Source organism: Paenibacillus sp. sgz302190 (assembly GCF_059820445.1).
The window spans coordinates 1-12,463 of sequence record NZ_JBZYAO010000073.1 but is presented as its reverse complement, the minus strand read 5'-3'; the positions used below and the strand labels follow the sequence as shown (position 1 = coordinate 12,463).

The 12,463-nt window shown below is 50.4% G+C and carries 13 protein-coding genes, 1 tRNA gene and 1 rRNA gene; 11 read left to right on the top strand and 4 right to left on the bottom strand.

The window, feature by feature from the left end; all coding sequences use genetic code 11:
- The 11 genes from rrf to AC6RNO_RS36085 form a co-directional block, all read left to right on the top strand.
- Positions 1-99: ribosomal RNA gene (gene rrf, locus AC6RNO_RS36135) — 5S ribosomal RNA — on the top strand; the annotation flags it as partial.
- Positions 100-205: 106 nt separating this feature from the next.
- Entirely contained in the window at positions 206-1,417 is a 1,212-nt protein-coding gene (locus AC6RNO_RS36130; RefSeq protein WP_497108392.1) for a putative glycoside hydrolase, read from the top strand.
- Positions 1,418-1,534: 117 nt separating this feature from the next.
- Positions 1,535-2,992 (top strand): IMP dehydrogenase, encoded by a 1,458-nt coding sequence (guaB, locus tag AC6RNO_RS36125; RefSeq protein ID WP_474686724.1) that lies wholly within the window; start codon positions 1,535-1,537, stop codon positions 2,990-2,992.
- Positions 2,993-3,109: 117 nt separating this feature from the next.
- On the top strand, positions 3,110-4,444 hold the full coding sequence (locus AC6RNO_RS36120) for a serine hydrolase (RefSeq protein ID WP_497108391.1): 1,335 nt from the start codon (positions 3,110-3,112) through the stop codon (positions 4,442-4,444).
- 119 nt (positions 4,445-4,563) lie between these two features.
- Positions 4,564-5,445 carry a pyridoxal 5'-phosphate synthase lyase subunit PdxS gene (gene pdxS, locus AC6RNO_RS36115; RefSeq protein ID WP_474686726.1) on the top strand — a complete coding sequence of 294 codons (882 nt, stop codon included), beginning with the start codon at positions 4,564-4,566 and terminating at the stop codon, positions 5,443-5,445.
- A 2-nt stretch (positions 5,446-5,447) separates the two neighbouring features.
- A complete protein-coding gene (gene pdxT / locus AC6RNO_RS36110) occupies positions 5,448-6,026 on the top strand; it encodes a pyridoxal 5'-phosphate synthase glutaminase subunit PdxT (protein ID WP_497108393.1) in 579 nt (192 codons plus the stop codon).
- A gap of 91 nt (positions 6,027-6,117) precedes the next feature.
- Positions 6,118-7,398: a serine--tRNA ligase gene (gene serS / locus AC6RNO_RS36105; protein WP_488438052.1), complete on the top strand. Its 1,281-nt coding sequence runs from the start codon at positions 6,118-6,120 to the stop codon at positions 7,396-7,398.
- 82 nt (positions 7,399-7,480) lie between these two features.
- Positions 7,481-7,567 (top strand) — tRNA-Ser (locus AC6RNO_RS36100).
- 149 nt (positions 7,568-7,716) lie between these two features.
- Positions 7,717-8,064: a hypothetical protein gene (locus tag AC6RNO_RS36095; RefSeq protein WP_488438051.1), complete on the top strand. Its 348-nt coding sequence runs from the start codon at positions 7,717-7,719 to the stop codon at positions 8,062-8,064.
- Positions 8,065-8,082: 18 nt separating this feature from the next.
- The gene (locus tag AC6RNO_RS36090) at positions 8,083-8,229 is read left to right on the top strand and encodes a hypothetical protein (protein WP_497108390.1); all 147 of its coding nucleotides are present in this window, start codon (positions 8,083-8,085) and stop codon (positions 8,227-8,229) included.
- A 14-nt stretch (positions 8,230-8,243) separates the two neighbouring features.
- Positions 8,244-8,414: a small acid-soluble spore protein P gene (locus AC6RNO_RS36085; RefSeq protein ID WP_497108389.1), complete on the top strand. Its 171-nt coding sequence runs from the start codon at positions 8,244-8,246 to the stop codon at positions 8,412-8,414.
- 251 nt (positions 8,415-8,665) lie between these two features.
- Here the strand turns inward: AC6RNO_RS36085 and AC6RNO_RS36080 are convergent, their stop codons facing one another.
- The 4 genes from AC6RNO_RS36080 to AC6RNO_RS36065 form a co-directional block, all read right to left on the bottom strand.
- Positions 8,666-9,790, bottom strand: coding sequence for a hypothetical protein (locus tag AC6RNO_RS36080; protein ID WP_497108388.1), 1,125 nt, complete (start codon positions 9,788-9,790; stop codon positions 8,666-8,668).
- A 3-nt stretch (positions 9,791-9,793) separates the two neighbouring features.
- Positions 9,794-10,258 (bottom strand): hypothetical protein, encoded by a 465-nt coding sequence (locus AC6RNO_RS36075; protein ID WP_474686732.1) that lies wholly within the window; start codon positions 10,256-10,258, stop codon positions 9,794-9,796.
- Positions 10,255-10,779, bottom strand: a complete 525-nt coding sequence (locus AC6RNO_RS36070) for a sigma-70 family RNA polymerase sigma factor (protein ID WP_497108387.1) — start codon at positions 10,777-10,779, stop codon at positions 10,255-10,257. Before AC6RNO_RS36070 ends, AC6RNO_RS36075 begins: the two co-directional genes overlap by 4 nt.
- Before the next feature lie 126 nt (positions 10,780-10,905).
- Entirely contained in the window at positions 10,906-12,117 is a 1,212-nt protein-coding gene (locus tag AC6RNO_RS36065) for an MFS transporter (protein WP_488438045.1), read from the bottom strand.
- Between the last annotated feature and the right edge of the window lie 346 nt (positions 12,118-12,463).

Genomic DNA, 12,463 nt, shown 5'->3' with positions numbered 1-12,463 from the left:
GGGGATCCACGCGTTCCCATCTCGAACACGACCGTTAAGCCCTCCAGCGTCGATGGTACTTGAACCGAAGGGTTCTGGGAGAGTAGAACGTTGCCAAGCACAGTAAATATGAGTCTTTTTGGGAATTTTTCCAGAAAGACTCATTTTTTTATATCATTACAAAATGAAGCATTAACCCATACTAGCCCTAAGAGGAGGGATACGTATGGGTTTTGTGAAATTGATGAGATGGATTTGTTTCATTTTATTTTGTCAGCCGGCCTTATTCAGTTTATCAGGCTGTTCCGCGCAGCCGGACAAGGCCCGGCATGCAGCATCGCCAGCCCCTATAACCGCACGGTCACTTGCGTCTGCAATGACCCCTTCAAACGATTCAATGGCAGCGGCGGATGTTGGGCTGAGAACTGAGACAACGCTGTCCAAACGGCCCAAACGCCAAAAAGTAAAAGGAATCTATGTATCCGCATGGTCGGCGGTAGGGAGCAGATTTGACCGGCTTCTCGACTTGGTGGAGCGAACCGATTTGAATGCAATGGTCATTGACATAAAAAATGACTCGGGACAAGTCGTATATCCTTCAAAGGTTCCTTTGGCTACAGAAATAGGGGCAAACAGCAACACGATTATTAAGGATATGAAAGCGAAACTGCAGCAGTTGAAGGATAAGAACATTTATTCGATCGCAAGGGTTGCTGTTTTTAAAGATCCGTATTTAAGCGACAAAATAAATGCGTATGCACTGAAGAGTCCGTCCGGAGAAGTGTGGAGAGATAGTAAAGGAACGGCATGGACGGATCCTTTTCAAGAAGGGGTATGGGATTACAATATTCAAATTGCCAAAGAAGCGGCGAGTTTGGGTTTTGACGAGATACAATTTGACTACGTGCGGTTCCCCGACATCAGAAAAAAATCGGATCTGGAGATAAGCTTCAATAATCCCAAAGGTTGGACGAAAGCACAAGCGATAGAAGCTTTTTTGAAAAAGGCAAAAGAACAGATCGGCAATTCCGCATACCTTTCCGCTGATGTTTTCGGCCTTACGACTTCTTCCAATGATGACATGGGCATAGGTCAGGAGTGGGCCCTTATTAGCAGTCAAGTGGACTATATTTCTCCCATGCTGTACCCATCTCATTATGCCAGCGGCATATACGGGGTCAAGGAGCCCGATTTGCAGCCTTATGCGATCATTCGCAAAGCAATTGGCGATGCGCAGGCGAAGAACGGGCAGTTGAAGCAAAACTATGCTGAGGTCGCTGAGATCAGGCCGTGGTATCAGGATTTTACCGCAACATGGGTCAAGCAGCATAAAACTTACAATGCCGTAGATGTCAAAGAACAAATAAAAGCGGCGACGGAGCAGGGAATCGACCAATTTTTGCTATGGAATTCGACCGGCACCTATACGTATCGTTAACGCAATCTCCACATTCGGCTGTTCCGGTGCGTTTGGCGCCTCCTTTTCCTTGACACGAAAAATAGGCATTTGTTAATATTGCAATATTATAGACCTGAAAGAGGAGGAATTTGTGTTGTGAGGGAAGATAAGTTTGGCAAGGAAGGTTTAACTTTTGACGATGTGCTGTTGGTGCCGCGTAAATCCGAAGTGTTCGGAAAGGAAATTAACATCACGACTGTTTTGGCGCCTCATGTGAAGTTAAACATTCCATTCATCAGCTCGGCGATGGATACTGTAACGGAATCTAAGCTCGCTATTTCTATGGCAAGAGAGGGCGGCATCGGTATTATTCATAAAAATATGACGATTGACCAGCAAGCGGAAGAAGTGGATCGGGTAAAAAGATCGGAGAGCGGAGTTATTACGAATCCTTTTTCGCTTACGCCTGAGCATCATGTTTATGACGCTGAAGCGCTGATGGCCAAGTATCGGATCTCCGGTGTCCCGATTGTGAACGAGGGCAATAAACTGGTCGGTATTTTAACGAATCGCGACCTGCGCTTCGTTCATGATTATTCCATCAAAATCAAGGAAGTAATGACGAAAGAGAACCTGGTTACCGCACCTGTCGGAACTACTCTGCAGCAAGCGGAAGTCATCCTTCAACAGCACAAAATTGAAAAGCTGCCTCTGGTCGATGAGAACAACGAGCTTAAGGGCTTAATTACGATAAAAGATATTGAAAAAGCGATCCAGTTCCCTAATGCCGCCAAGGATCAGTTGGGACGCCTATTGGTAGGCGCAGCGGTCGGCGTTTCGAAAGATGTTATGGAAAGAACCGCGGCACTCGTAAAAGCGGGCATCGATGTAATTGTCGTCGATTCTGCGCACGGCCACCACATCAATATTGCCGAGACGGTTAAGAAGATACGAAATCAATATCCGGATCTGCCTATTATCGCAGGAAACGTAGCTACGGGAGATGGTACTCGCGATTTGATCAAAGCCGGCGCTTCGATGGTAAAAGTCGGGATCGGACCGGGTTCCATTTGTACGACCAGGGTCATTGCCGGAATCGGCGTGCCGCAAGTTACTGCGATTTTCGATTGCGCTCAAGCGGCGGCTGAGTTTAATGTGCCGGTCATTGCCGACGGCGGGATCAAATATTCCGGCGATGTAGTTAAAGCGATAGCCGCAGGCGCCAGCGCCGTTATGATCGGCAGCTTGTTTGCCGGCACCGAAGAGAGTCCGGGTGAGTCCGAGATTTTCCAAGGCCGCAGATTTAAAGTTTACCGCGGCATGGGTTCTCTGGGGGCAATGAAAGAGGGAAGCAAGGACCGTTACTTCCAGGAAAACGAGAGCAAGCTCGTTCCGGAAGGAATTGAGGGCCGCGTTCCTTACAAAGGGCCTTTGGCGGATACCGTTTATCAGTTGGTCGGCGGTCTGCGATCGGGGATGGGATATTGCGGAGCTCGCAACATTCACGAATTGATCCACGATACCCAGTTCATTCGCATTACGGGCGCAGGTCTTCGCGAAAGTCATCCGCATGATATTCAAATTACGAAAGAAGCGCCTAACTATTCCTTATAATAGCAGCAAAATGTATAAAATTGGAGGCGAAGGGATTGAACCTTCGTCTTCTTTTTTTTGTCTAATGGGGTGTGTTACAATATATTGTGTCTTATATTTCCCGGGGAGAGTGAAATTGTGAATTTATTTGCTTTTAAGAAGAAAAAGATAGCTTTGGTGCTAGGTGTCAGTTTATTGATTCAATCCGCTCTTTTACATATACAACCTTCTAGTGCGTTAGCTGCGCAGACACCGGCTGCCACAACGGCCCCCGCAGGGTCGGCAGCGACAGGCGAGCCAAAGCCGGCCACGAAATCGGCGATCATTATGGAGGCGAGCACGGGAACGGTGCTGTATGAAATGAATGCCGACGAACCACTTCCTCCGGCGAGTATGACCAAGATGATGACGGAATATCTTGTAATGGAAGCCATCAAAGACGGGAAAATCAAATGGGAAGACGAAGTTGTCGCTTCCAAAAATGCCGCCTCTGTCATCGGCTCCGGACAATTGATTGCCGAAGGGGAGAAGCTGACCGTCAAGGACATGTTCAACGCGATGTCGATTTATTCGGCCAACGATGCTTCTGTGGCTCTAGCTGAGAAACTCGGGGGAACGGAAGAGGATTTCGCCAAAATGATGAACGAAAAGGCGAAGCAGCTCGGTATGTCGGATAAGGCGCATTTTATCAGCGCGACGGGGCTCTCCCGGTCCGACCTTAAAAATCCTCCGGCGTCTATCGAGGGTGAAACTTTAATGTCGGCGCGGGATGCGGCTATACTTGCGTACAATATTTTGAAAGATCATAAGGAAGTTCTCGAATTCACGAAAATTCCTTCTTTAAAATTGCGGCCCAAAGACAAAACGCCCATGATTAACTGGAACTGGATGCTGGAAGGGAACCAAAGCAATCCGAATTTTAAAAAGTTTGCGTATACGGGGCTGGATGGCTTGAAAACAGGTTCTACGAGCGACGCGGGCTATTGCTTTACGGGAACGGCCGAGCGCAACGGCATGCGGCTGATCACTGTTGTTATGGGTGCCAAAACGGAGCCGGAGCGTTTTAATGAAACCCGGAAGCTCATGGACTACGGATTTCAAAATTTTGAAATTAAGCCGTATTTGAACGCAAGAGCTGAAATAGATTCGCTGAAAACCGTAAACATTAAGAAAGGCGTTCAAACGGAAGTTCCGGTAGTAACGAAGACCGGCATGTCTTTTGTAATCAAAAAAGGCGCCAAAGACGAAGAATTCAAACTGGCTGCCGAGCCGATCGAAGAAAGCAAGCTGGTTGCTCCCATTAAAAAAGGCGATGTGCTGGGAAAAGTGAAAGTCAGCTACAACGGCCAGGAAAAAACGGTCGATTTGGTCGCCAATGACGATGTCGAAAAAGGAAGCTGGATCCGCCTGCTGTTCCGGTCGATAAAAAACTTCTTCGGCGACATGTTTAAAGGGATGAAGAACATTGTCTAGGCCAGAAAATGGGTTGTATAATGGATCACCATCATGTAAAATGATTGTTTAGAAGTTTACTATCGAATCGTGCAATGACCTGCATGAATCTGTCATAAAGGCATAGGAGGAATGGAAGTATGGAAACTGGAACATCCCGCGTTAAAAAAGGTATGGCCGAAATGCAAAAAGGCGGCGTCATTATGGACGTTATGAACGCTGAACAAGCAAAAATCGCTGAAGCTGCGGGCGCCTCTGCCGTTATGGCTTTGGAGCGAGTGCCGGCGGATATCCGCGCAGCAGGCGGCGTTGCCCGCATGGCCGATCCGACTATTGTCGAAGAAGTTATGAAGGTCGTTTCCATCCCGGTTATGGCGAAAGCAAGAATCGGCCACTATGTCGAAGCAAAAGTTCTTGAATCCCTGGGCGTTGACTACATTGATGAGAGCGAAGTTTTGACTCCGGCGGATGAAGTTTACCATATCAACAAACGCGAGTTCACAGTGCCTTTCGTATGCGGAGCGCGGGATCTGGGCGAAGCGCTGCGCCGTATCGGCGAGGGCGCTTCCATGATTCGTACCAAAGGCGAGCCTGGAACGGGCAATATCGTAGAAGCCGTACGCCATATGCGGATGATGGTCGGCCAAATTCGCAAAGTACAAGCTATGTCCACAGACGAGCTGATGGCTGAAGCGAAAAACCTCGGAGCTCCTTTCGAGCTGCTGCTGCAAGTTCATGAAACAGGCAAGCTGCCTGTCGTTAACTTTGCTGCAGGGGGCGTAGCTACGCCGGCTGACGCCGCTTTGATGATGCACCTGGGCTCTGACGGCGTGTTCGTCGGCTCCGGTATTTTCAAATCCGACAGCCCTGAGAAATTCGCGAAAGCGATTGTTGAAGCTGTAACCCACTATACGGATTACAAAATGATCGCAGAAATTTCCAAAAACCTCGGAACCCCTATGAAGGGAATCGAAATTTCCAAGCTGGAAGCTTCCCAGCGCATGCAGGAGCGCGGCTGGTAATGTTGAAGATCGGTGTTCTTGCTTTGCAAGGAGCGGTAGCCGAGCACATCCGGGCGATCGAACAGGCCGGTGCGGAAGGCGTCGTTATAAAAAGAACGGAACAGCTCCAGGATATTCAAGGTATTATTATTCCGGGCGGCGAAAGTACGACGATCGGCAAATTGATGCGCACGTTCGGTTTTATAGAAGCGCTGCGTCAATTTTCCGCCGAGGGCAAGCCGGTCTTCGGGACATGCGCAGGCCTCATCGTTATTGCCAGGGAAATAACCGGTCAGCCGGAAGCTCACCTGGAGCTGATGGATATTACCGTAGCCCGCAATGCGTTCGGACGCCAGCGGGAAAGCTTTGAAACGGACTTGCCGATCAAAGGGATCGACGAAAATGTCCGCGCTGTTTTCATTCGCGCCCCGCTCATCGAGAAAGTGGGTCCGGGTGTGGATGTGCTGGCGACGTATCAGGAGCAGATCGTAGCGGCGCGGCAAGGGCATCTGCTCGCGGCATCTTTCCATCCCGAGCTGACCGACGACTATCGTCTGCACAGCTATTTTGTCGACATGGTCAAGCAAAGCCAAGCTAAATAAAGGGAACCAAGCACCTCTGAAATGACCGGATCTCCGGAAAGGGTGCTTGCTTCCATATATTCAACCATTTTGCGCTAACGGAGGAACCTCCTTGTTTGATGTAAAATTACTTCGTAACGATTTGGCAGCCGTACAAACTGCCATGCACAACCGGGGCAAGCAGATCGAGGAGCTGAATGGTTTCACGGCATTGGATGTGAAGCGCAGAGAGCTTCTGCAGGAAACGGAGCAGCTCAAAAACCGCCGCAACACCGTTTCTCAAGAAGTGGCTGCCCGCAAAAGGTCCGGCGAAAATGCGGACGAATTGATCCAGGAAATGAAGGTCGTCGGCGACCGGATTAAAGAGTTGGATGACGAAATCCGCGTGCTGGACGAGTCCTTGCAGCAGGTGCTGCTGTCGATCCCGAATATGCCGCACGAAAGTGTGCCGGTAGGCTCTTCGGAAGAAGATAACGTAGAGACTCGCCGCGTCGGCGAAATTCCACAGTTTGAATTTGAAGCCAAGCCGCATTGGGAAATCGCCCAAGAGCTGGGCATTCTCGATTTTGAGGCTGCGGCTAAGGTGACGGGCTCGCGCTTTGTATTTTACAAAGGGCTCGGCGCCCGGCTGGAGCGCGCGCTGATCAACTTCATGATGGACCTGCACAGCGATGAGCATGGTTATCAGGAGATGCTGCCGCCTTATATCGTCAATCGGGACAGCTTGATGGGAACCGGTCAATTGCCCAAATTCGAGGAAGATGTATTCAAAATCGAGAATTCGGAGTATTTCCTCATTCCGACGGCCGAAGTGCCGGTTACGAACTATCACCGCGATGATCTTTTGACCGCCGAGCAGGTGCCGGCCAATTTCGTGGCCTTCAGCGCATGTTTCCGCTCCGAAGCGGGCTCGGCCGGCAGAGATACCCGCGGCTTGATCCGTCAGCATCAATTCAACAAAGTTGAGCTGGTGAAGATCGTGAAGCCGGAGGACTCTTACGACGAGCTTGAGAAGCTCACAGGACACGCTGAGCGCGTTCTTCAGCTGCTGAAGCTGCCTTACCGGGTGCTGACGCTTTGCACGGGCGATATCGGCTTCTCGTCGGCCAAAACGTACGATCTCGAAGTGTGGCTGCCTAACAGCGGCGTTTACCGCGAAATTTCCTCCTGCAGCAATTTCGAGGATTTCCAGGCGCGCCGGGCGAATATCCGCTTCCGCAGGGATGCTAAAGCCAAGCCTGAGTTTGTACATACGCTGAACGGCTCTGGCTTGGCGCTCGGACGAACAGTAGCCGCTATTTTGGAGAACTATCAGCAGGCGGACGGATCGGTTGTCATCCCGGACGTACTCGTGCCGTACATGAATAACGTCAAGGCGATCAGCAAAAATTAGAGCTTGATAACCGGCTATTAAATGTGCTACAATGCTTTTTGTCACTGCATAAGGTTGTTTCCTTGCGAGGAGGCAACTTCGTGGAGAGGTGGTCGAGTGGTTTAAGGCAGCGGTCTTGAAAACCGCCGAGGTCGTGAGGTCTCCGTGGGTTCGAATCCCACCCTCTCCGTATACCTTTACAAAAAGTCATGCGATTCTGAAGAATCGTGTGGCTTTTTTTCATTCTCCTGCGCGAGTTGCAGGGGCATATTTTGCTATCCGCGGGCTTGGATAAAAGGGCTTGCGCCTTCATATTTTAAACATGTGGAGGTGTTACCGATGAGCAAAGCAGATATGCCGGCCGTCGATCAGAAGAGGTTGGTCGAGGAATGGACAACCCGGCTGCCCGAGGTGCTGAACAACTCGGATCAGGTGCGCGTATGGGCCGACGAGGCCGATTCCAACGCCTTATGGGTGCATATTACATCCGCAGGCCATTCCATGTACACGTTTGATTTTAAGGTGACTTACGTCGATTCCAGAGAGATTAAGGCAGAGCTTGTCGATGTGGAGCAGGATCAAAAGCATATCGATGAACGCCATGGCGTCGTACAGACGCTGATTGACGATTACATGCGCCACATACATGAATGTGCACAGGCGTTACAGCAAGTCACGCATGCCTGAACAGCGGAGGGAACATACATGACCAAGCAAAAGAGCCGTGACAAAAATTTGCAAAACGTGGTAAAGGACTTAAATCGTACAACCGTGAACAGCCACCATGCGCAGCAGGTACAGCAGCAAACGAACGATCATCGACACCAAGATGCTTTAAATCATGATGAATAGAGGGGTGCCAGGCGATGTCCATACCTAGAAACTATCCTGCGGGAGAAAGCTACACCGACGGAAGCCCACAAGCCAGAAATGACAATAACGAAGCTCCTGAGCCGCTTTCGGGCTCCAAAAAGGTGAAAAACCGCAATCATTCCGGGGCTAAACAGCATTCTGAGGGCTCGGGGCACCGCGGTTAATTTTTTTTCTTTACAAAATGTTTAAAAAAGCGGAAGGCGGACAAACTATAAATGTCGGTGAACAGAGAGGTGTGGTTCCGTTGGAGGATTTCAGCGAACGACCGTTGCCTGGAGGACTTTCATACCTGTTATAAGCAGGCTGGAGGGGATGTGCCAAAGACACTTAAGGTGTTTTATAAGCAGATTTTCCAAAGGTTTTACAAGTAACACGGTTTAGAAAGAAATCAACTAACACCGACAGAAAAGAACCCCTAGGGGTTCTTTTTGTCTTCGTTATTTTTTGATTTTTGATTCATCAGCAAGTGAACTCCGGCTCCTATCAGAATAACGGCTACGATTGCGGTTTGCGCGAACTGGGTGAACCAGTAATTGTAATCGGAATTAGGGAATAAGCGGTCAAAGAACGGAGCGGCGCCTTCGTTGATCATGTAATAGCAGCCGATCAGCAAAAGGACGACCCCGATTGGACGCTGATACAAAGTCCAGTTTTCGATAATCGGCTTATCGGTTAGCGTGCCGTTCTCGTATCTGGTCATCTGCTGCAAAGCGTCAAAGAAGCTGTAGAACCACAGAAGCGGGATCAAAAAGAAGAACAAAGACAACCTCAAAACATCGAACACATAGATCGAGAACAGGAAGATGGCCATGAGCTGCAAGCCTCTTTTGGGCATCGCTAAATATAAATGCGCGGCACCCGGAAAGACTGCGATAATCGAGGCAAGCGTTCTGTTTTTACGGCTGTAGACGTCGTTATGGTACATGTCCTCAAACAGGCTTTGATCGATTGGATCCAACCCCGCGTGCTTGCGTTCCAGCTGTTTTAAAGCATCGAACATGGAGTAGAAGAAAATAACCGGCAGAATGAAAATGAACGCCATAAACCCGGGGTTATTCGTAATGACTGCGAGAAAAACGACAAGCATCGCGCCTCCGAAAAAGGAAAGCATCGCGGTCAAACCCCGCTGCATCAGCCCCAACTGATAGTGGCCCAGCCCGGGGATGAAGGACATCATAATGATTTTGCTTTTTTCACGCTGCTGCCAGGCCCTTACATAAGGATCATCGTTCCAGTAAGTTTGCTCTTGTCCGGGCATCATACCCGGGTGGTACGGATAAGGGGGAGCCGGTTTTCCAACCAGGAACACGACCATATCGATTACATTGGCGATCCAGATCAATGCGGCGATAAACAGTACGAATGATTCAACACCTCTACCGTGGACGGCAGCGAAGATAAAGATCAGCAGGGCCAGACCGAAAAAGCCGCCTGTGTAAAGCGATCCGCGGATAGGGCGCTGCATATACAAGTGACCGACGCCAGGCAAACAAAATGACAGGATGAAAGCCAAAACGCCGCTTCGGGGATTCGTGTTCATCGGTCATCGACCTCCTTTGTCTTGAGGGGTTTGAATATGATCCAGCCAGGTAAGCGTCCGATGGACAAGCCGGTCGGAGATAGGCGCATCCTTTTGAAAAGAGGATTTCTGCGTCTTGTAGTCATTTTTGCTAAGGGAACCCACCTCTTGAAACAATCCCTGGAAAAATCCTGTAGCGACCAGGATGAGCGTAGCCGCCGCGGCAAGGCCGTAGTGAAACCATGTGGAGCGGTACCAGGAGCGTTGAGAGCGCATGAGGCGCACTGTACGGTTAAGAACGGCGTCAACGTAATCTTCCGTATTCGTTTGCGGCAAGGGCAGGCTTTGCGGGTCATCCTCCAAGCACTTCACATAAACGGACAAACATTGGTCGCATTGATATAAATGAAGCTCCATCGTGGAAGTTTCGGACGGAGACGTGCGCTGCGCCACATACAGTTCCCATTCCTGCTTATCGTAATGCTTCAACTGAAATCCTCCTCCTTCCAGTTTTTGCGGAGCCACTGCTTAGCCCGGTACAGCTTGGATTCTACCGTTTTAATCGTTATACCCTGTGCGGCGGCAATATCCTGATAAGATTGATTGTGTAAATAATAGGCCATAAGCACATCCTGATAATTGACCGGGATTTGATCCATTTTGGACCGGATCAGTTGAACGGTTTCTTTCGTCATGACTTCCTGCTCCAAGGAACGGTTCGGGTCGTATGGCGAAAGCGGCGCCGCTTCTTCGATCTCCGCCGTCATTTCTTCTCTTTTGCGCTGGGCGGAACGCTTGAAATCTATGGCCCGATTGACGGCGATGCGCGTGATCCAGGTTTTAAAGCCCTTCATTTGGTAAGTGGGGAGGGAGAAATAAATCCGGGTCCACACATCTTGCGTCAAATCCTCGGTGTCCTTCGGATGGCGGACGATCGCATAGATCGTTTGAAACAGATAGCGGCGGTAAGTCGTCACAAGCTCGCGAAAAGCGGACTCATCGCCGTCCAATGTACGCTTAACTAATGTGTCATCCTGAATATTCTCCTCCTCCTCTCCGCTTACATAGACGAAGACGGCGCTCCGGAACCCTGCACTCCCAAATAAAAAAAGAGCGAATCCGAATGACTCGCTCTTTCAAGAGTTAGCGGTGCTTTTGCCGCCGGATATAGAGGGGCGGTCCTGTTGACCCGCTCGAATGAACAACTGCGACAGGCAGGCGCTTATAATGCCGAGCACACCCAGAAAGAGGAACCCCTGGCCCAAGTGGAACCAATCGCCGATGATCCCCATCAGCACGGGGCCTACGAACATGCCCAGCCCGTAGATCGCCTGGAAAAAGCCCATCGCTGTCGCCCGCTTGTCGGACGGCATATGCTTAATGCTAAGCGCCATCAACACGGTAAAAGAAAGCCCTCTGCCGAAGCCGGCCAAAGCTTGCGTCACGATGAGCACCCACAGCTGCTGGGAGAACGGGATGGTGAGCGTAAACAGCCCCATCAGCACAAAGCCCCAGACTACGACCCGTTTCTCCCCGAATTTGGCCGCCCAGCGCCGCCCTCCGAACAATGAGGCAATGGCTACAGGCAGTGTCGAAAAGAAAGTGAGCAGCGCCATTTCGAATTTCCCCGCTCCCAGGCTGGTCGCATAGACGGGAGTAAAGCCGAACACAGTCGCAAACGTCAGCACTTGGGATAAAATGGCCAGCAGCGAAACAAAGAGCAGCGTGCGGTCCGCCGCGACGCCGGCAATGCCGCGCATCGTAATCTTCGGCGCATCTTCCTCGATACGTTCTACGAGAAAGAAAGAGCCGAGCAATCCGACGGCGCCGAGCGCGGTTCCCATCATAAAGGCCGATTCCCAGCCGAGCGAATCCGTCGCCCAGCCGGCCATCAGAATGCCCAGCATTTGGCCTAGCGAGTTGTAAAAGCTGATCGTCCCGATCGCTTTGGTGGATTCTTCATGTTTATAGTAGCTGGTAAACAGGACCGTAAAATCAACCCACGTCGCCGCAGCGGCGCCGGCCAGAGCGCGGAGCACAATCATCCAGGTGAAATCGCGGGTGATCCAAAGACCGAGCCCGCTTAACGCGGTAAAAAGCAGCCCGAACGTAATGAACAGCTTCCGCTTGTGAAACCGGTCCGACATGACGCCTACCGGGATGCGCAGCAGCATTTGGGAAATGCCGTACATCCCGACGATCCAGCCTGCAAGCTGATGCGAGCCGCCTAAATATTCAACATACGGCGCAATAATCGGCACGCTCGTATACATGGACATCCAGAACAGGAGCGTGACTGCGCAGAATAAAGGAATGCGATAAGAAGTTCGGGTACTCGGGACAGACATAAAAAGGATGCATCTCCTTTCTTGGTTGCAAAAGCGCTGCTTCACAAAACAAACAAAGGGAAAACCAACCCGAGGTCGTCATCCCTTTGTTAAATGGAAGCGGTTAAACTTGAACGTGCGGCAATGCTCGCGTGCCTATTATCATAACGCAGCCCGGTCGATAAAAGCAATGCTTATAGGACGAAAAGCTTGCGTACGCAAAAGGCCCAGTCGTTCGTGAAGCGGGGGTGGTAGCGTGCAAAACCTGCAAAAACCCCATGACGTCGTGGACGTCACCCCACAGAATGAAAATAATTCAGGTCTACAGCTCCAGTTTCAAGCTTGAAAAGCGTAAGAACTGGAAACG